The organism is Candidatus Nomurabacteria bacterium, assembly GCA_023898465.1.
Classification (GTDB): domain Bacteria; phylum Patescibacteriota; class Patescibacteriia; order HK-STAS-PATE-3; family HK-STAS-PATE-3; genus HK-STAS-PATE-3.
In genome coordinates, this window is record CP060223.1 from 778,213 (window position 1) to 798,813 (window position 20,601).

The 20,601-nt window shown below is 47.4% G+C and carries 16 protein-coding genes and 3 tRNA genes; 8 read left to right on the forward strand and 11 right to left on the reverse strand.

The window, feature by feature from the left end:
- Nucleotides 1-343 precede the first annotated feature (343 nt).
- The 5 genes from mfd (at nt 344) to H6760_03910 (ending at nt 10,265) form a co-directional block, all read left to right on the forward strand.
- Nucleotides 344-3,505: a transcription-repair coupling factor gene (gene mfd, locus H6760_03890; protein USN53281.1), complete on the forward strand. Its 3,162-nt coding sequence runs from the start codon at nt 344-346 to the stop codon at nt 3,503-3,505.
- Nucleotides 3,506-3,583: 78 nt separating this feature from the next.
- Nucleotides 3,584-4,999: an Nramp family divalent metal transporter gene (locus H6760_03895; protein USN53282.1), complete on the forward strand. Its 1,416-nt coding sequence runs from the start codon at nt 3,584-3,586 to the stop codon at nt 4,997-4,999.
- Between the two features lie 68 nt (nt 5,000-5,067).
- Complete coding sequence (gene dprA, locus H6760_03900; protein ID USN53283.1) at nt 5,068-6,168, forward strand: DNA-protecting protein DprA; 1,101 nt, start codon at nt 5,068-5,070, stop codon at nt 6,166-6,168.
- A gap of 77 nt (nt 6,169-6,245) precedes the next feature.
- A complete protein-coding gene (topA, locus tag H6760_03905; protein ID USN53284.1) occupies nt 6,246-8,732 on the forward strand; it encodes a type I DNA topoisomerase in 2,487 nt (828 codons plus the stop codon).
- A gap of 39 nt (nt 8,733-8,771) precedes the next feature.
- A complete protein-coding gene (locus tag H6760_03910) occupies nt 8,772-10,265 on the forward strand; it encodes a bifunctional (p)ppGpp synthetase/guanosine-3',5'-bis(diphosphate) 3'-pyrophosphohydrolase (GenBank protein ID USN53285.1) in 1,494 nt (497 codons plus the stop codon).
- Nucleotides 10,266-10,270: 5 nt separating this feature from the next.
- Here H6760_03910 and H6760_03915 read toward each other — a convergent pair whose 3' ends face one another.
- The 4 genes from H6760_03915 to H6760_03930 are packed head-to-tail and all read right to left on the reverse strand — an operon-like array spanning nt 10,271 to nt 14,883.
- On the reverse strand, nt 10,271-11,041 hold the full coding sequence (locus H6760_03915; GenBank protein USN53286.1) for an inositol monophosphatase: 771 nt from the start codon (nt 11,039-11,041) through the stop codon (nt 10,271-10,273).
- On the reverse strand, nt 11,041-13,278 hold the full coding sequence (locus H6760_03920; protein USN53287.1) for a tetratricopeptide repeat protein: 2,238 nt from the start codon (nt 13,276-13,278) through the stop codon (nt 11,041-11,043). The genes H6760_03915 and H6760_03920 overlap by 1 nt, the downstream gene beginning before the upstream one ends.
- Nucleotides 13,247-14,119, reverse strand: coding sequence for a ParB/RepB/Spo0J family partition protein (locus H6760_03925; GenBank protein USN53288.1), 873 nt, complete (start codon nt 14,117-14,119; stop codon nt 13,247-13,249). Before H6760_03925 ends, H6760_03920 begins: the two co-directional genes overlap by 32 nt.
- Nucleotides 14,116-14,883: a ParA family protein gene (locus H6760_03930; GenBank protein ID USN53289.1), complete on the reverse strand. Its 768-nt coding sequence runs from the start codon at nt 14,881-14,883 to the stop codon at nt 14,116-14,118. Before H6760_03930 ends, H6760_03925 begins: the two co-directional genes overlap by 4 nt.
- 101 nt (nt 14,884-14,984) lie before the next feature.
- Here H6760_03930 and H6760_03935 point away from each other — a divergent pair.
- Nucleotides 14,985-15,071, forward strand: a tRNA-Leu gene (locus tag H6760_03935).
- Between the two features lie 43 nt (nt 15,072-15,114).
- Here the strand turns inward: H6760_03935 and H6760_03940 are convergent.
- Nucleotides 15,115-15,360, reverse strand: a complete 246-nt coding sequence (locus H6760_03940; protein USN53290.1) for a hypothetical protein — start codon at nt 15,358-15,360, stop codon at nt 15,115-15,117.
- A complete protein-coding gene (locus H6760_03945; GenBank protein USN53291.1) occupies nt 15,357-16,499 on the reverse strand; it encodes a hypothetical protein in 1,143 nt (380 codons plus the stop codon). Before H6760_03945 ends, H6760_03940 begins: the two co-directional genes overlap by 4 nt.
- A gap of 135 nt (nt 16,500-16,634) precedes the next feature.
- On the opposite strand from H6760_03945, the gene H6760_03950 reads away from it, so the two are divergent.
- Together H6760_03950 and H6760_03955 are read left to right on the forward strand one after the other, a co-directional pair.
- Nucleotides 16,635-16,709: transfer RNA gene (locus H6760_03950), tRNA-Met, on the forward strand.
- 212 nt (nt 16,710-16,921) lie between these two features.
- Nucleotides 16,922-16,998, forward strand: a tRNA-Met gene (locus tag H6760_03955).
- A 50-nt stretch (nt 16,999-17,048) separates the two neighbouring features.
- On the opposite strand, the gene H6760_03960 is transcribed toward H6760_03955, so the two are convergent.
- The 5 genes from H6760_03960 to H6760_03980 all read right to left on the reverse strand — a co-directional run bounded on the left by H6760_03960 (nt 17,049) and on the right by H6760_03980 (nt 20,515).
- Nucleotides 17,049-17,528, reverse strand: a complete 480-nt coding sequence (locus tag H6760_03960; protein ID USN53292.1) for a DoxX family membrane protein — start codon at nt 17,526-17,528, stop codon at nt 17,049-17,051.
- Nucleotides 17,515-18,294, reverse strand: coding sequence for a thioredoxin domain-containing protein (locus H6760_03965; GenBank protein ID USN53293.1), 780 nt, complete (start codon nt 18,292-18,294; stop codon nt 17,515-17,517). The genes H6760_03960 and H6760_03965 overlap by 14 nt, the downstream gene beginning before the upstream one ends.
- Nucleotides 18,284-18,958 (reverse strand): hypothetical protein, encoded by a 675-nt coding sequence (locus H6760_03970; protein ID USN53294.1) that lies wholly within the window; start codon nt 18,956-18,958, stop codon nt 18,284-18,286. The genes H6760_03965 and H6760_03970 overlap by 11 nt, the downstream gene beginning before the upstream one ends.
- Nucleotides 18,959-18,972: 14 nt before the next feature.
- Nucleotides 18,973-19,755: a DsbA family protein gene (locus H6760_03975; GenBank protein USN53295.1), complete on the reverse strand. Its 783-nt coding sequence runs from the start codon at nt 19,753-19,755 to the stop codon at nt 18,973-18,975.
- Nucleotides 19,756-19,831: 76 nt separating this feature from the next.
- Entirely contained in the window at nt 19,832-20,515 is a 684-nt protein-coding gene (locus H6760_03980) for a DsbA family protein (protein USN53296.1), read from the reverse strand.
- Between the last annotated feature and the right edge of the window lie 86 nt (nt 20,516-20,601).

A 20,601-nucleotide genomic window follows, 5' to 3' on the forward strand; every position in this document is an offset into this window, starting at 1 on the left:
TCTAGTGTACCCTATTCGGGAATAAAGAAAAAACTCGGCCACACAGCGTCGCCGGCAAGTGGAAAGCAATAGCTGATAAACAGTACTACCTTCACTTGAAGCTACTTGGTTTGCATAGGAGGGGTCGCATTCCGTTCGCAACTTACCGACGACGCCATACTGCCGAGCATAGCGAAGCCACTTTCACTACCATGAACGTAACGGGAAAAAATAGCATGCATTTCCCACTTTGTCAAGGGTGAAAGGAGAAGATATTGCGCATTTTTACTATTCGCGCTATACTAGATTTGCACTGCACAGTTGTTGCACATGCCTTTGTCTATTTCTTGGTGAGTACGTCGCTTTGACCCCTCCATCTCGACAAGCCCCGGATATTTCCGGGCGTATTTCGCAGGAGAGCCATATTGAGCTCTCTGGACTTACGAATAATTCAGCCAAAGCCTGGCTCATACTCCATATGCTCCCGAAAATAAAGGAGCATGGGACGCTTTTGTGGTTGGTGCGAAATGTTCGAGAAGCTGAAGAACTCTTTCATCAACTGCGCTTCTGGTCCGACACACTCAAGGTGCCGGTGAAGCTGACCGACCTCCAGCCAAATAACTTGGCTGCCCTGCAAGCAATGCGTAATACTGAGCCAGGAATTACCGTTGCCGCTATTCCCCTCCTTCACGAACCATTTCCCTCACCGACTATTTTTGAACGAGCCACTCGTAATTTTGTTGTCGGACAAGAATGTGAATTAGTCCCCCTCCTCTCTCACCTTGCTTCAATCGGATATGAAAGTGATGCCCAGGCTTCAACGCCCGGTACTTTTGCGCGTCGAGGAGGCATTATTGATATCTATGCTCCGCATTGGGAACAGCCCTACCGGATTGAATTAGAGGGAAGCGCCATTTCTTCGATTCGCCCCCTGAATAGTAAAACAAAGCGCCTCGGCGCAGAGGTGACGAACGTAAAAGTGCTCCCCATCGAACTAAAAAATACAGCGATGAGCGCTACAATTTTTGACTATCTTTCACGCGCACACACGCTCGTAGTCATGTCCGACCCTGAGGGTTTGGCTGAATTAGACCACGATTGGAAAACCATAGAAGAACGATTTAAATCATTTCATCAACTTAGCTTCCATACCTTTGGCACGCGGGGCTCAGTCAATTTCGATTTCCAGTCGCCCAAACTTTATCACGGCTTACTCGATCAGCTAGGCCAAGACCTCAAAGCATGGAAGACTGAAAAATACGACGTCACTTTCATTACCACAAAAGCGAGTGAACTAAAAAAATACTGCACGGCCAAGAAGCTCCCTCTACCAAACTTTCTTACTCCACCACCCGGCTATCGTATCTACGGCTGGATGAGTAAAGATGAAGGGAGAGTTGTCCTGACTGACAACGATATTTACGGTGAAGAAAAAGATGAGGCGCCGAGCTCTGACTATTCGCGAGTGAGCGCATCAGCCTTTGTGGCCGAATTACGCCCGGGCGACTTTGTCGTGCACATGGATCATGGTATTGGACGCTTCACTGGCATGACGACGAATAAGATCGATGGCATTGCGAAAGAATATTTTGTACTCGAGTATGCCGAGGGCGACAAGCTCTTTGTGCCCGTCGATGCTGCAGAAAAAATTTCCAAATACTTCGGCTTAGCGCAACCAAAACTCCACCGCCTCTCTGGCAGCAACTGGTATCAAGTTACTCACAAAATTCGCGAGGAAGCTTCAAAGATTGCTCAAGAACTTCTGCGGCTCTATGCTAAACGCGATACTACCGCCGCCGCTGCTTTTGTGCAGGACACCGCAGAAGAAAAAGCACTGGCTGAATCTTTCCCCTACGAATTAACTCCTGATCAAGCTCGGGTGATTAAAGAAGTAAGCGCCGACATGGAAAAAACGACTCCAATGGATCGACTGGTTTGCGGAGACGTGGGTTTTGGTAAAACTGAAGTGGCAGTCCGAGCAGCTATGCGGGCTGTCATGAACGGGAAGCAGGTAGCTGTGCTATCACCTACGACTATTCTGACCCAGCAGCACTTCGACACCTTCCGCAATCGTCTAGAGCACTTTAATGTTAAGGTGGAGCTTCTTTCACGATTCCGATCAGAGAGCGAACAGGATCGCGTCATTCAAAAACTGCACACTCGGGACGTCGACATCATTATTGGCACCCATCGCCTCTTATCAGATGATATTAAATTCCGTGATCTCGGCCTCATTATTATTGATGAAGAACAGCGCTTTGGTGTAGCGCATAAGGAAAAACTTAAGGAACTACGAACTCAAGCGCATATTCTCACCCTGTCCGCTACTCCAATCCCTCGTACACTCAACTTTGCCCTTTCTGGCTTACGCGACATCAGCGTTATTGAAACGCCGCCAGAGGGTCGCCTGCCAATTGAGACGCTTGTGAAGCCCTACGATGATAAGCTGGTCAAAGAGGCTATTATGCGCGAGCTCGATCGAGGAGGTCAGGCCTATTACCTCTATAATAATGTCGAGACTATTGAGCTAGCAGCCAAACGCCTTGGTCGATTAATCCCGAAAGCCAAGATTGGCATCGCCCACGGTCAAATGGCAGAGGACGTGCTTTCAAAAGCCATGTCTGAATTTGATAATAAGAAGACAAACATTCTTGTTTGCTCAACGATTATTGAAAGTGGTCTAGACCTACCAAATGTGAACACCTTGATTGTTGATAATGCACCGAAGTTCGGACTAGCGCAGCTCTACCAGCTCCGTGGTCGAGTCGGCCGTAGCAAGCGACAAGCCTATGCGTATTTCCTCTATCATGCGGAGAAGTTAAATGATGCAGCTCGCAAACGCCTGCAGGCTCTACTAGAAGCAAAAGAGCTTGGCTCTGGTTTCCAAATTGCCTTACGTGACTTGGAAATTCGTGGTACTGGAAATCTCCTGGGTCGCGAACAGCACGGTAAGGTTGCGGCTATCGGATTAGCCCTCTATACCCGACTACTCTCGCAAGCTATAGAAGAACAAAAGAGTGGTGTTACCCAAAAGCCACTCCGTGAAGTGCAAATTGATCTGCCAGTGGAGATTGGCATTCCAAAACAGCTTGTGCCAAGCGAGCCAAAGCGCTTAAAACTCTATCAACAGCTAGCCGGATTAACGACTGAGAAAGATTTAGACCTATTCATGCAAAAAGAATTCCGCGGAGTAGACCTGCCTGACCCACTGCAAAATCTTTACGAGGTGCTACGGATTAAAATTCGCGCCCAACACACTGACCTGACCCACTGCACCGCCTCGAAGCTCTCAGTCGACGGTACACCACGTGAACGCATCATCCTCAAATTTGCAAGTAAGGTTTCTGGCGACACGATGAGGTTATTAGAAAGCATTGTGCCAGGCTGGAACTTCATGGGCGACCAAGCAAAGATCGATAAGAGCGCTCTGGGTGCAAAGTGGCTCCATACCTTGCAACGCATTGTAGAAAAACTGCGACTGCCTGATGAAGCGCCAGCGCCGGTAGCAGATCATAGTCAAAAGTAATTTCAATAAAACGAAAAACACGATATACTTCTCCATGAGAGGAGTTATTTCGATTTTAAGGAAGTTGCAAGGGGGAAAATGAAAACATATCCAAAGCTCACTACAAAAATATTGCCACCGGCGCCACCTTTGCGAAAAGCGCTCGGTGTTGGCGTTGTCGTAATGGGTCTGGCCATCGGCACGGGCGAGCTCATCCTCTGGCCGCATCTCGTTACCAAGTACGGCTTACATTTACTATGGATGGCCCTGCTCGGCATTAGCTTCCAGTATTTTATTAACCAAGAAGTTGCCCGGCATGCCCTAGCTACCGGAGAAGGTTTTTTCTTATCCTCTGCTCGTGTTTTGAAATGGACGGTATGGTTTTGGTTAGCCTCAGCCATACTCCTCTACATATGGCCGGGCTGGGCCAGCGCTATCGGCACTATGCTGGCTGAACTTTTTGGCTTCGGGGGCCATCTCGCCTGGTCATGGATCGCACTTGGCTTTGTCCTTGTGCTCACCTTTAGCGGGCGAGCTGCCTACACCATGCTAGAGCGATCACTCAAGATTACTGTGCCAAGCTTTTTTATTTTACTCGTTGTCATCAGCGTCATTAATCTCAGCGGAAAAGATTTAGCTGATGGCCTGGTTGGCTTATTAAGCTTTGGTAAAATGTCCAGTGGCGTGGATACGAATGTCCTCTTAAGCGCTGTCGTATTTGCCGGCGCTGGTGGCATGTTAAACTTGGCCGTCTCGCTCTGGTATCGCGATAAGCAGTTTGGCATGGCAAAATATGGCGGCCGCATAGAAAACCCAGTCACAGGTAAAACAGAGGCTGTCGCCGCAGCTGGACATACTTTTGCCATGAATAAAACCAACTTAAAGCGTTGGGAGGATTGGATGCGCTTTGTCAGAGTTGACCAAGGAGTTATCTTCTGGCTGCTGGGACTCATTACACTCTTCCTACTGAGCCTCAATGCCTACGTCGTACTTAAACCCCAGGGCATTATACCCGAGGGCTTGGACGTCGCTATTGCGCAAGCCAACATCTTTGGTGAGAAATGGGGCGCCTTTGGCTATAACCTCTTTCTCGTCATGGCAACCCTGATGCTCTTCTCAGTCATGTGGACGGTCATTGACGCATTAACTCGCATGGTCAGTACTATCCTGTACGAAAATGCCCACATCGGACCCTATCAACAGAAGCTCCAATGGTTAAAAAAAGTTTCCCTCAGCAAATTTTATTACACAACCATCGTCCTCGTTGTTATTTCCGGCGCAGCCTTGTTACCGCTTGAACAGCCTCTGACTTTGCTTGTTATCTCCGCGGTCCTTGGAGGACTCACCATGGCAGTGTATACGCCACTCCTTATCTATTTGAATAACGCCCGACTGCCAAAGGCGCTCCGACCGAGCTGGCCAACCAATGTGGTTATGGTAGGCATCTCCGCCTTCTTTATCTACTTTGCTATTCGCGTCATCATCGAGCAGTTTCACGTATTGACCGGGCTATAGGCTTTTGATAGGATTTGCGTAGTGGCGATCAATCTGGAGCGCCACATCTTTGTTATGTGGCACATACTATGCCACCTCATTTTTCAATTGAAGAAAAAAGCTACTGGATCGCCTGGTCGCACATAGGCAATGTCGGGCCCCACACTGCCCAGGCTTTACGTACCCATTTTGGCAATCTACAAAAGGCCTGGCAGGCCCCAGACGATGCGCTCGCCCAATTAGGTATCAGCCCTAAAGCACTTCGTTATCTCCTCAAACGCCGTCGAGAAATAGATGTTGAGCACTGCGTGAGAAACTTAGCAAGATTTGATATCCAAGCACTTTGTATACCTGAGCCAGATTATCCTGAGCTCCTACGACAAAGCCCCGGCGCACCCTATGTCTTGTATGTGAAAGGCAAATTGGCAATGTTACCGAGTATTGCCATCGTTGGCACGCGTACTATGTCACGCTATGGGAAAATAGTCACCCAGGACTTTAGTCGCCGATTGGCCAGCGCCGGATGCAGTATTGTGTCGGGTCTTGCCCTCGGGGTAGATGCCTGCGCCCATCAAGCCGCCTATGAGGCAAATGGACATACAGTAGCTGTTTTTGGATCAGGCCTTGATGGAATATATCCCAGCGCAAATTTTCATCTTGCTGAGCAAATCCTGGCGCATGGAGGAGCTTGGATTTCAGAATTTCCACCTGGCACCCTAGTACAGGCCAGGAACTTTCCTCAACGAAACCGTATTATCGCCGGCTTAAGCCTAGCAACTATTGTCATAGAGGCTGGCGAAAAATCAGGCGCACTTATCACAGCCCGAGCTGCCCTCGAAGCAAACCGGGAGGTGTTTGCTGTACCAGGGCAAATTACCAGCCCTCAATCACTCGGGACAAATAGACTTATTCAAGAAGGGGCGACGCCTCTTTTACAAGCTGCGGAAATTCTACAAAACCTCCAGTTGAAACCACTTTCCTCTCCAGCAAATTCGCCTCTCCCGCCTGTTAATCTGAGCTCAGAAGAGGCGGATATATTAGCCTGTTTCCAGAGTGAAGCACTGCATTTGGACCAGCTCATCGAGCGAAGTAAAATGCCTAGCCAGCGAGTATTACAGCTCTGTGCTCAGCTCGAATTAAAAGGCTGCATTAGAGCAGTTGATGGCGGTCAATACCTACTCCAGCGATGAAATTTTCTTGACCAGGACTTGACGAGATGCCACGCAAGCTGGTACAAGACCAGTTGTACTTTAAGTAAAGTGAACTCATGGCCAAGCAACTTATCATTGTTGAGTCGCCGACCAAGGCAAAAACTATTGCCAGATTCCTCGGCAAAGATTACACCATCCGATCATCGAACGGACATGTTCGTGACTTACCGAAAAGCACTCTCGGTGTTGATGTCGATGATGATTTTTCTCCCAGCTACGTCATTCCAACCAAAAGCAAGAAGCAAGTTGCTGAACTGAAGAAACTAGCTAAAGAGGCTGATGTCATCTATTTCGCAACTGATGAAGATCGCGAAGGTGAAGCTATCTCTTGGCATTTGGCTCAGCTACTCAAGCCAACAAAAGCTGAACTTAAGCGCATTACATTCCACGAAATTACCAAAGAGGCAATTGAAGCAGCCCTACAAAACCCTCGCACAATTGATGAAAACTTAGTTGATGCCCAGCAAGCCCGTCGCGTTTTAGACCGACTGGTGGGCTATGAATTATCCCCTCTGCTTTGGAAAAAAATCGCCTACGGGCTGTCAGCCGGCCGAGTCCAATCCGTCGCGGTTGATTTAATTGTGCAACGTGAATTAGAGCGCATGCGTTTTGTTTCTGGTGCCTATTGGGATCTGCAAGCTCGGCTACAAAAAGACCAACAGAATTTCGATGCCAAACTGACCGCGCTTGATGGGCAACGCATCGCGAATGGTAAAGACTTCTCTGAACAAACAGGGAAGCTCAAAGAAAAAAGTGACGCCATCTTAATTGACGCGAAACGAGCCAAAGAGCTCCAGGGCGATCTACAAGATGCTGAATGGAAAGTAAGTGATGTACAAGAAAAACCTCAGCAAGCTCATCCAGCCCCTCCTTTTATTACATCGAGTCTGCAGCAAGAAGCCAACCGTAAGCTGGGTCTGTCTTCACGGGACACTATGCGAATCGCTCAGCGTCTCTATGAAGAGGGTTTAATCACCTACATGCGTACCGACTCTCCTAACCTCTCGCAGCAAGGTATTGCCGGTGCACGTGAGGCTGTTGAGCAAGGTTTTGGCAAAGAATTTCTCTCAGCCGCTCCACGTCAGTACAAGGCGAAAAGTCGCGGCGCCCAAGAAGCTCATGAAGCAATCCGGCCAGCCGGTGCACATTTCCGCTCACCTGATGCAGCAGGCTTAAGTGGTCGAGAAAAAGACCTCTACGCCCTGATCTGGAAACGCACCTTAGCCACCCAGATGGCTGAAGCTAAGAAGCTTATCATGACTGTGAAGATTCAAGCCAAGCAGGCTGAATTCACGGCAACAGGGACAACTATCCTCTTCCCTGGATTCTTAAAAGTATATGCCGACGGCGCAAAAGCAGATATTTTGCAGGACACCCTTTTGCCAAAGCTGAGCGTTGGCGATATTGCGAGCTTAGAAGAGTTAACACCTGAAGAGCATACTACCAAGCCACCGGCCCGTTTCAATGATGCGACCTTGGTAAAAACCTTAGAGCAAAATGGCGTCGGCCGCCCTTCCACCTATGCTTCTATCATCAGTACTATTATTGACCGTAACTACGTCAGAAGGATTGGCAACGCCCTAGCTCCTACCTTTACCGCTTTTGCTGTTACCCAACTCCTCACCAAGCATTTCGCCCACCTGGTCGATACCAACTTCACTTCCAAAATGGAAGAGGAACTCGATCAAATCGCCGAGGGGAAACTTTCCTGGAAGCCTTATATTAAAAATTTCTACTCAGGTGAGGAGCATTTTCATCAACAGGTTGAAGAACAAGAGGATAAGATTGATCCAAATAAATCTCGCAGTTTTACCCTGCCTCATCTCCCAAATGTAGAAATCCGCGTGGGACGTTATGGTCCCTATATTGTCAGTGAGAGTGGTAATGGCGATGATGATACTCATGCGTCTATCCCAGAAGATCTGGCTCCAGCTGACTTAAGCGAAGAGCAAGTTCAGGAATTACTTGAGGTGCAGAAGAATGGACCAAAGCCAATGGGGCAGTACCCGGAAACTGGTGAACCAATCTACGTGTTAACTGGCCGATTCGGTCCCTATCTCCAGGTCGGTGAAAAAACTGATGAAAATCCAAAGCCTCGTCGCGCCTCTATTCCGCGAGGAGTGAATCCGAACGAGTTAAGCATGGAAGACGCCCTAAAATATCTCAGCCTACCTCGGACGCTTGGCGCTCATCCTGAAAGTGGTAAGGATGTCGTTGCTAATGTAGGCCGATTTGGCCCCTATATTGTCCATGACGGCGATTTTCGCTCCCTGACTAAGGATGATGACGTTTATACGGTCAGCTTAGCTCGAGCGCTTGAATTACTGGCTCAGGAGAAAAAAGGACGACGAGGTGCCAAGGAGCTTAAAAAACTTGGAGAACATCCAAAAGATAAAAAGCCTGTCACTTTGCTCGAAGGTCGCTACGGCCCATACCTCAAGCATGGCCGGACAAATGCTTCATTGCCAAAAGACATAAAAGTAGAAGAGCTCACTCTGGAAAAAGCTGTCGAGATTCTCGCTGAAAAGAAAAAGAAGAAGTAGCTATTCTCGGCTCCGACCTCCTCATGCTACTATGCCGGCATGAAAAGGAGCACAAAGAACCTGCGTAAAGTTGATGATGGCTCAGTCAACACCTGGTCGGCTGATGATTTTGTACGTGCTATCCAAGCCTATGATGCCCAGGCTGATGTTGATATTGTCCGCCTGGCGTATGAATATGCTGAACAAGCCCACCAGGGACAAATGCGAAAAAACGGTGAGCCGCATTTCACTCACTGCATTGCCACGGCCGCTCGACTAACTCACCTCCACCTCGACCCCATCACCATCTCGGCAGCTTTACTGCACGATGTGGTAGAGGATACTCCAATAACGGAAGAACAGCTGAAAAAGGATTTTGGCGCGGAAATTACCAAGCTGGTGATGAGCGTCACAAAATTAGGTAAGATCAAATATCGCGGCATGGAGCGCTATGTAGAAAATATCCGCCGCATGTTTGTAGCCATGGCTGAAGACGTTCGGGTGATTCTGATTAAGCTCTCAGATCGTATCCATAACCTCAGTACGCTCTCAGCTCTACCTCGGGAGAAACAACTCCGCATTGCCACTGAGTCGCTGGAAATTTATGCAGCCATTGCCAACCGTCTAGGTATAGGTGAGTTTCGTGGTCAGATTGAAGATTTGGCTTTTCGCTATGTTCACCCGGATGAGTATATTCGTATCGAAGCACTCTTTCGCGAACACTATCCTCATGCAGAAAAATTTCTGCTCAGCGCCCAACATACCATAGCGAAGGAATTCGCTGATGCTGGCATAGTAATCGTGTCCTGCCACGGCCGTAAGAAACACCTCTACAGTCTTTGGAAGAAATTACAGCGACCAGAGCTAAACGGTGATATTCATCAAATTAATGATTTAATTGCCCTCCGCATTATCGTTAAAGACGTGCCGAGTTGCTACATGGCGCTGGGAAAAATTCATGAACTTTGGAAACCGATTAAAGGTAAGATCAAAGACTACATTGCTCAGCCCAAACCAAACGGTTACCAATCACTACATACCACAGTTTTTGGACCGCATGGCAGGATTATTGAAATACAAATTCGCGATACAGTGATGCACGAATTTGCCGAATATGGTATTGCTGCGCATTGGCATTATAGCGAATCAGGTAAACCAAAGGGTGTTTCACAAGTACCGAAACGCATGACCAATTGGATGCAAGCACTCACGCAATGGAAAAAAGAGTTTGCCAAAGACCAGGAGTATTTGGAAAGTCTAAAAGTTGACGTGTTTAAAAATCAAATCTACGTCTTTACACCCGAGGGTGACGTAGTTGAGTTACCTGAAGATGCGACACCGGTTGATTTTGCCTACCGGGTTCATACTGATGTGGGAAATCAATGCTCGGGAGCAAGAGTGAATGAAAAAATCGTGGCTTTGGATACCCCACTTCGCAGTGGTGATGTTGTGGAGATACTAAAGGAAAAAAAACGAAAACGCCCGAACCGAGACTGGTTAGACTTTGTGAAAACGCACAGCGCTAAAGAACAGATCCGAAAGGCAACCCGGTAGTAACTTTACACTGCCTTTAGAAAAACCCGGTGCAATGTTGTGTTGTTGCTAGAGAGTATATAGCTCTCTGCATCACTTTTTGGCTTTTTCCCTTTCAGATCAGTAATCTTTGCCCCGGCTTCTCGAGCAATTAACAAACCTGCAAAGTAATCATAGTATTCATTGCCATACTGCACTACCGCCTCGATTCGGCCACTAGCTAATAAACAATAATCCAGTGCGGGTGACCAATTATTCACTATGCGACTAACGTCCAAATGGAATAGTTTATTGTATTGCCGAGCAACCCTTCGTCGATCGGTTGTATAGCCACAGGTGTATACAATCGAGGCTCTTTCAATCTCATTCACCTTATTAACTCGGAGTCTTACTCCATTGCAAAAAGCGCCCTTTCCTAGCTCAGCGTAGTAAGTCTTCTGAAGCGAAGAATGATGCACCGCTCCGGCAATAACCTTACCTCGATAGGTTAAAGCGATTGATACAGAGAAGTATGGGATGCCCATAACAAAATTTCTCGTACCATCCAAAGGGTCGATGACAAAACCATAGTCACTCTTATTATCCAGCTGTGTTTCTTCCTCGGCTGTAATGCTGTAACGAGGAAAGTGTTTGCGCAAATACTTCACTACTGCTCGCTCTGACTCTATGTCAGCTCGCGTCTGTAAATCAGAGGCGATAGTTTTTTGCTTGGTAGCTAATTGAGTGCCAAAGTATTTACGATGTATACGTCCACCGAGTTCAGCGGCCCGGATAATGTGTCGTATACGGGTAGTCATTATTCCTCGTCATTGCCACTACCCTGCAATTCGCTCAGCAGGCTCTGCGCATCAACATTCTCCGGATCAAGCTGCAGGGCAGTGTTTACCTGCGAAAGCGCGCTCTCAGTCTCATCGATTGCCTGATAAGCCTGGGCAAGAGCGAGTCGGACCTGCACGTTTCGCGGCGTGATATTTACAACAGTCGTCAGTAATTGAATTGCCTTATTGTAGTCACCATTTAAGCCTTCGTGGCGGGCCAGCTCAAAAAGCACATCTGGATCATTTGGATAATCCATAGCTAAGGTACGTAACATATCACGGGCCAATGCTTCATTGCCCAGTAATTCATGTGTTAAGGCGAGATGATAGCGAGTGTCTAAATCACCTGGCGCTAAATCAAGCGCTTTTGTTAGATGGGTATATGCCGATTGAAGCAGCGCATCAGCTTGCCCGGCCGTGCTTTCATCTTTAGCGAGCTGCTGTGAGCTGACTAACTCGAGCTTCGCCCAGTTACGATAGTGCTTCACGTTATTTGGCTCAATGGCAATAAGCGCTTCAAGCATGTCTTGCTCAGCTAAGGGGCTAGTACCGGCTAAGAGTCGGATAGCTGGAATATAACGAAGTGCCTGCTCATATACCACTGGGTTTTTAGGATCCAGGGAAATAGCCTGCTCAATCGGATCAACTGCTGACAAAGCCAGCTGTTTCTGCAATGTTTGATCCTCGCTTAGCTGAGCACTTACAAGGGCATGCTCGGCAGAATCAAGGCGATACGTTGCTCGCCAAGGATCCAATGAAATGGCGTGATCAATCGTAGCCTGCACGCTTTGCAATGGTTCGGTGTTGAGGATGGCTGTTCGCGCTTGCGTAATGTAGACGCTTCCAAACCATACGCGCAGCTGACCATACCAAAGTCCAACAAAGAGAAGTAGGGAAAATGCCACAACGCCCCGAAGAAACTTATTCGATGGCTGGGCAGTTTTTTCTTTACCATACATTCCCAGGATGCCGATACTCAACCAAAGGGAAAGCGAAACAAGCATGGAGCCTGGGGTGAAGAAGATAATCAAAAGGTTCAAGAGGAAAAACCAAATTGCCAAGCTTTGAAAATCGCCCTGTTTCTTTTTTTGATCAAGTATGGTCCCACTGCTCTGCCAAACTAAACGAGCTAAAAGCCACAGGAAAAGCAATCCTCCGAGAATCCCTGTGCCAGCAAAAACCTGCAGCCAATAGTTATCCGGTCGACTGAAACGAACATCAGCGTAGGAGCTGGTATTCAAATCAATTGGCCGATAAGAAACTAAATCATAATAAAAAGTGGAAGGCCCACTACCGAGAATCGGCTGACTGCTCAGCGTCGACAGACTGACTCGAGCTGAACTGCTTGCGGGCATGGTAATATCGACACCATAACTTTTGCCAGAATACTTACTGACTGACAAACTGAGCAAAAGAATCCCCACCAACATGGCAGCGATAATCCACGCATCGGCAAAAGGACGCTGCTTCAATACCACCCGTGTCAGAAGTAAAAGCACCACACCCGCTACGATGCAGAGGGCTGCTAGGTAGACATCCACAAAAAGCAAAACGAGCAAGTGAATAGACATCACCAGGCTGAGCAGTACGCGTGAAATCGCGTGTGAGGTATTGCGCCACAGCTGCCAGGCCAAGAAGAATTGAAGTACACTCAGTAAAGCGAGTACGCCGGGTGAACCAGCTAATGGATGAAACGCTTCGGGTATACCGGTGCCAGGGAAAAGTGGTACTCCGGCGAGGTGAATAAAGCTTAAGAGACTGGCTAGCGCACCGGAAGTAAGGAATAAGCTCAGATAAAAACGTCCGCACGACTCGTCAGTGGTCTGACGCAACAGAAACGCGAAGAGGATGAAGTAGAAACTAGCCAATGCGGTATCGCTTTGCGTCCCTGACATGCCGAAGAGACTAACATAAGGCTGCACGGAAAAAATGGTGCTCAATAGTAGCGCTAAGGCAAAGAGCCCTAAACTCAGACTTAACCAATCAAAACGACCTTGCCACTGCTGCGCACGCAATGACCAGAGCAACCAAGCAATCATAGCAACTGAGACTCCGAGTGCGAGGAGTATCATTTTTGGCAACTCCCAAAAGTCAGAAAAGCCGCTGTAGTAGATAAGCGGCAAGAAGAAAATAACTGCCCCCAGAGCTGTCCGAATGGTCAGCAGATAAGATGAAGTATGTGACTTACGTGGTGATAGTCGTGATGATGTTCTCAAGTTCTTCATCTGAATAAAAATCAATGGTAATGCTGCCACGTCCTTTGCGACGAGTGATGCGGACTTTGGTATTTAATGCGCTGCGTAGACTATCCTCTAGCGCGGCGATTTCGGGATTACGAGCCTGCGCCGCTGCTCCATGTGAAGAATGACTGCGACGCAGATCTTCGCCTCCTCGGACTGTTAAATCTTTCTTCATAATCGACTGCCAGAGCTTAATCTGCTCTGTCGGATCAACTTCACTTAAGATAACCTTCGCGTGACTCATCGTAATAGCGCCGTCACGCAAACTCTTCTGTACTTCGACCGGCAGATTAAGCAAGCGAAGGATATTGGCTACTGTCGCGCGCTTCTTCCCAACCCGACGCGCTACTTCCTCTTGAGTTAATGCAAATTCATCGATCAAGGCGCGATACGCCTCAGCCTCTTCGATTGGCGAAAGGTCTTTACGTTGAATATTTTCAATCAAGGCTAATTCTAGCTTTGACTGGGCTGAAGCGGTACGGACAATAGCCGGCACAGTAGCGAATTCCAAAGTGCGAGCTGCCCGAAATCGCCGCTCGCCTGCTACCAATTCATAGCTGCCACTAGAAAGCTTTGTCACAATGAGTGGCTGGAGTATGCCATGTGCTTTGATTGAGGCAATTAAATCTTCTTGGGCTTGATAATCAAAATGCTGCCGAGGCTGATGTGGATTAGCCACGATTTGCTCGACTGGAATTTTTTCTACCCGCTCTCCATCAGTCGGTAAAGAGCGTAGGGCGGGATTCACTCCTGGGTTTTGGGTACCAGGCTTCGGAATCAATGCGGAAAGACCGCGACCAAGGACAGGTTCACTCATGTATGATGTGGGCTTAATACTTCGCGAGCAAGGCGACTATAGGCTCGAGCACCGCGCGAATCAGGATCATGTTTCAAAATAGGACGTCCATGCGATGGCGCTTCGGCTAAATGCACATTACGTGGGATAACGGTGCGGAAAATACGATTTGGGAAATAGCGATAAAGCTCTTGAAGCACTGCATCAGAAAGTTTGTATCGACTGTCGTACATGGTAAGGACTGCGCCAAGCACTTCTACGTTCGGTTGAATGCTTTCTTTCACTAGTTGAATAGTCTCCAGTAACTGACTCAAGCCCTCTAAAGCCAAATACTCACACTGCACCGGGATAAGCACCTCGCGGGCTGCGGTTAAGCCGTTAATGGTCAACATGCCGAGCGAAGGAGGGTTATCAATAAGTACGTAGTCGTATTGCTCGGCAATCTCGGGAATAGCACGATCGAGTTGACCTTCTCGACCATCCATATTTACCAATTCAACATTGGCTCCAGCTAAGGAAACTGTCGCGGGGGCGATATGATAACGATCATGCGCAGTTGGTTGAATTATCTCTGAGAGCGCCGCCGCTCCAAGCAAGGTCTCGTACACACCGCGCTCTAACTCACGATGCTTAATACCTAAACCACTTGTTGCATTGGCCTGCGGATCAAGATCAATTAAAAGTACACGAGCACCATAATGGGCAAGATAGGCACCCAGGTTAATTGCGGTTGTGGTTTTTCCAACCCCGCCTTTCTGATTTACGATAGAAATAATTCGCGCCATAGCGTGCAATTACGGCGACTAGTATACCACAAAATAACCAAAAAACGAAGGCGCTCGTTGACATATCATGAGAACTTCTTTACCATTGGCATGTTTCACACGCCGCGGTGGCGGAACTGGCAGACGCACAGGACTCAAAATCCTGCGAGCGCAAGCTCATGAGAGTTCGATTCTCTCCCGCGGCACCAAAAAACCGCCTCGTAGGCGGCTTTCTGCTTGTCTGGCTTATAGTTAACCGGATGACTCGGCAGCATCCAGGGCCTTAAGAGCATCCACGCCCTCTTCTAACACGCTTAGGTATTGATTATTTAAACGCGTCATCACCTGTAAGTAAAGACGTGCATAGGTGACATGTTCCTTGCCTCGTTCAGCTGGATCTTTCGTATCAGTAAAATAATCATCCAGCATCTTTTTAGCCTCAGGCCACTTTTCAGCTTTCATGAGCTCTTCTAATTTGTCGAGGTTTACTGTGCTCATTTGGTGTTCTCTATTTGAGTAATATACATGGAAATAATCGCCCGCTTACCTGGACGGACATTCTTAGCAATGTCGCGAAGGGATTCGATCAAGAATGTACGGGCTTCTCCTGGACGACGTAAACCTACCTTGGGATCTTTAAAAATCTTATCCATTTTCTTGGCAAAGGCGTCATAGCGATTTACTTCGCGGATTGAGCGTTCGAGGGTATCGGCAACTTTTGTCTCTATGCGAAGCTGCAACTCTTCTTCAAAGTCATCTTCACTCAATTCAACTGTTTTAGAACCATCACCAGACTCATATTCCACGTGATAGGTAAAGTCGGATAAATAATCAGTGCCTTGCTGCTCACTGAGCGTACGAAGTTGCGCTAAATACTCTAACGCCTTCTGCGTGCCAGTCTCCGACTCATCTGAGCCGAGTTGTTGTAATTTTTCTTGCGCAAGTTCACGCGCTCGTTCCATAATCGCCCGAGCAGGCTCTATAGCGTCCCAGATATCCTGTCGTATCTTTTGCACTTCTCGCAGCTCACCAAGAGGACCAAGTATCCTCTCTACTTTACGCAACTCTTTATCATAATCTTTTTCAACATTATGACGGGTAGCTAATTCTTCTTGAGCTATCTTCTGGTCTTCGCTAGGCTTAATAAAACGTCCAATAATAAACCAACGCTGTTTGCCTTGCTTTGCCGCTTCTTTGAGCAGCTTTTCTTTCTCTCGTAATTTTCTCTCACCGCCATGCTCGGCCAGCAGCGTTTCTACCTCTAGCTCCCTTTCCTCAATCATCTCCTTACTCTCTCTATACTGGCGAGCTTCATTCTGAATAGTAGCAAGTGCTTCTGGATTCTCGCGAACTTCTCGTTGGATATATTCATCAATTGCCGCAAACTCGGCGTCATCCATCTGAATATCAAGCTGCTTAGCTATCTCTTCCTTAAAAAGCTTTTTAATTTCAGGCCCTACGCTCTGAGCTAATTCAAATGCCTCATGTCGCTCCGCTAGCTGCTCAGGCCCTAAAGCATCGAAATCGAGGTCATCATCATAGCTATCTAAAAATTCAACGAACTTTGGATCGTTGAGATATTGCTCTGGACTGCCCCCCGCCTCGCGTGACATGTCGGAAAAATGTCCTTCACGCATATCAAAAAGCTAATTAACTGTTAGTGTTTTTGTATTTACATTGGTAGTATAGCAAAAAAATTGCTTTTTAGCAAGATTGTCGACTATTTATTTATCCTTGACTTGACTTTATGCTGAGAATCCGTAGTATGCACCTGCGGGGTGGAGCAATGGTAGCTCGGCGGGCTCATAATCCGCAGGTTGAGGGTTCAAGTCCCTCCCCCGCAACCAAGCGTCATCAAGTCCTTCATCCTACGTATTCCGACAAGTCGGACTACTTCGGATTACGGCCGTGTGCCGCTTTTCAGACTCGCACTTAACCAAAAGGCCCAAGTGCTCGTCTGTGGAGATGCTTGAAAAGCTTCGAGAGACGGTATACACTGCTCATGCTTCATATTTATCGAACTGAAGAGCTGCGAAAAGTAAAAATGTAATTACGACGTGCCGGGGTAGCTCAGTTGGTTAGAGCGGAGGACTCATAAGCCTCAGGTCGGCGGTTCGATCCCGCCCCCCGGTACCAAAAAAATGCCCACTGCTACCTACTGAGTAGTTTTAGATATTCTCATTAATTTAACTTTCCCCAATTTCGCTTTTTCCTAACCAAGCGTCAATCGTCCACTTCCATGATTTACGCCATACAAGGAAAATAGACAATACAATCAAACCTAAATCCTTTAAGAGCGCTTCAGTCGGTGTCGCTCCGATCGAGAAAGTACCAAAGCAACCACAATCGATGTCTGTGTTCCCTCGAGCAATATTAATACTAATGGCAATGATAAAGCTCAAGAGCATAAGCGTGAGCGCTCCAGCCGCCCATCGACGCCAAAATCCAGCCAACACAAAGAGACCGCCCAATAACTCAATCCACGGCGTCACCAATGCGAATATACTTACCATACCCTCGGGAAGTAATTCGTAGGTGCGAATCGCTGCCTCAAATTCCTCCACTGGCGCCATGAGCTTCCCAAGCGCGGCGTAAACAAAGATTCCACCGACCAGCAAGCGAGCAAGCCATTCTAAGGCAATCAGCCAGCGCTTAGTTGTTGGCATTGACCTCGGATTGGTCAGTCGATGCAGTAGCGTCCGCTTCGGCAATTGCGGCATCGATCACGGACTTCCAATTATCAGTGGTCATACCACCGACACGTCGCTCTCCATTGATGAAGAAGGTAGGAGTAGAATTTACCTTACGAGCATTACCTTCCCCAATATCAGTATTTACCGCTTCTTTTTGCTCGGTATTATCTATACAGCTTTGAAAAGCTTCGGAATCAATCCCAAGGTCAGAAGCGTACTGCACAAAAGTGTCAGTAACGGTGGAGCCGCTTAATACTGACCAGCTCGCTTGCTCCTCAAAAAGTTTATCGTGATACTCCCAGAACTTACCTTGCGCGAATGCACATTGTGCCGCCTCTGCAGCTGCTCGTGCATTTTTGTGAATGGTAGTTAAGGGATAATCATTGTACACAAAGCGCACATCATTTGGATATGCCGCCAACACTTCAGGGAGATTTGTATCTGCTGCCTTACAGGCTGGACACTGGAAATCTGAGTACTCTTCAATTAAGACCTTTGCGGTTTCAGGACCTCGGCTTGGGTCGTTATCGTTTGAGAAATCACCTGCTGTACTTGTATTGTCACTACCCTGGAAAGCCCAAATACCTCCTCCAACAACCACTACAAGAATGATGACAGTCCAAATAAGCTTTTTCATACGGGCTGACTGGGCACCTTTTTCTCGGTTTGCCATTTTTTCTTGGCGTCGTAATTCTCGTCGCTGTTTTTTGGTTAGCTGCTGTTCTGTATTATCGTTCATAGCTTTGTAGAAAAGTATCAAGTAGTCCTAAATCCCAGGTTAAAGTTTGCTCGCTTTGTCCGGGGATGGCAATAGTCAATTGTAAGGTTTTTGGATTCACTTTATCGATATCCAATCCTTCTTCACTTGTCCGGGCAAAGGCTACTAAGCCAATACGTTGATTGACTTCAGAGGCTGGCAAGAGCACTGAGTTAGCCTCTGACCACTGCTGCACGGGATATACATTACCCTCATCATCACTTAAGCTAACAATTTCCTCAGGATCAAATTCAGAAAGTTCATCATCTGAACTAGCTAAGGTGAGGTAGAAGACGATTGTATCAGTATTTGGCTTCAGGATGGCTAAACGATCAGCAACTTCACCCTGATGCCCTGATTTGGTGGGAAGCGCCTCTAATGCACTAGCCAGCTCTGGGAAAAAATAGCTCGCTTCTACCAATATCTTTGCATTCGTATCACCACTCCGCCAGCCAGCATCAAAGTAATCAGTAAAGACGCCTTCGGGGGAAGTATCGCTTGAGGTATTACTAAGGAGTGTAGTGTCGCTAATAGAACTCGATCCATGCGGCCAACTTAGCCACACTCCGAAGATAATTACCACAATACCAAAAGCCCAGAACCACACGGGCAAACTGGGCTTTGGTGTAACTTTCTTACGTGGCATGCTGCCGAATCGTTCTAGAGTAACTGGTCAATAACTGATTTGAAGCTGGCGTACGGAAGTGCGCCGCTAATCAATTGACCAGTAGTGACATCGTCACCCTGTAAGACAAAGGTGGCCGGAGTACCAGACACACCAGCGAGTTCTCCTTCACTCATATCAGCCTGTACATCATCATCATACTTCTTGCTCTGGTAGCAATCATTAAACTTATCAACGTTTAGTCCGAGATCGCTCGCTACCTGACTGTAATAGGAGTCGCTCATTGAAGACTGCGTTGCGAATATCTTATCGCCAAACTCCCAAAACTTATCTTGCTCAGCAGCACATTCAGAAGCATTTGCCGCTGGTAGCGCTTGAGGGTGAATCGAAGTGAGTGGGAAATGTCGATACACTAGAGAAACAGTGTCAGGATTCTCATCAATAATTCGCTGCAAGGTTGGGTGAAGGTTGCTGCAGTATGGGCACTGGAAATCAGAGAACTCTACCAGTACTACTTTTGCTTTAGAAGGGTCAGCGCCAAGGTAATGATCATCCTTGGTTGGCTTGCTAATAGCCGATGCGTTGCCGGTCGGGGCTGCAGCTGCAGAGGTGTTTGTATTTGCTGCGGCCACTGTATCGGTTCCCTTTACTGTTGCAGTTGAAGCGCCACCGCCAAACATAATAAAGCCCAGCGCAGTAAGTGCTACGCCAACAAAAAGACCCAACATAAATGTGGTCTTGGGAGGTGCATCGAGGATGCCGGCTGGACGTGAGCCTTCACCCGATGGCACGTTACGAACTACTGGAGATGGTGTCATGTGCTCGAGAATTTAAGAAAAAAATGAAATGCCTAAGTGATGGATAGTATACGAATTTTGAGCCCGTATTGTCAATTTACTCTAACAACCCTTCTATCAACTGCTGAAAAGTGGCAAAAGGTAGGGCCCCTTCAATTTTTCTTCCGTTTACAAAAAACGTAGGCGTGCCACGAACCCCTAAATCCAAGCCGTCGGAAAAATCGTCCAAAATTTCATTCTCATATTTGCCACTAGTTATACAACTCGTAAACTCATCTTCTTTCACTCCGGCTAATCTAGCCCAAGCCAGGATATTTTCCTGCGTCATTTCGTCTTGTCCAATAAACATACGATCATGGAGCGACCAATATTGATTTGAGCCTTGTTCCCAAGCACACTGCCCTGCTTCAGCCGCAAATAACGCGAGTGGATGAGCCTCAGTAACTGGGTAATCACGAAAGACAAAACGAATTTGCCCACTGTAGGTATTCATAAGCTGACGTACGGTTGGAAACACCTCCTTACAATAGGGGCATTGGTAATCTCCAAACTCAACAATAGTTACTGCAGCATCAGCAGGACCGAGTGATGGATCATTTTCACCGACCAGTTGAGCATCGAGATTGCTATTTGTGTTTACTCCCTGATTTTGCTGGGTATTAAACGTAAAACTACTGGTATCGCTAGTGATAACCTTTTGCAAGGAATGAATAGTAAGCCCGACGTATCCGCCACTCAAAATAATGAAAAGCGCGCCAAGACCAAGTACCCATGGTTTCATATACCAAGGGCGACTTTTTTGTACATACGATGGCACGTCTTGCATGGGACTTCATCGTAGCAGAAAAAGCGCTATGTAGCGAGAAA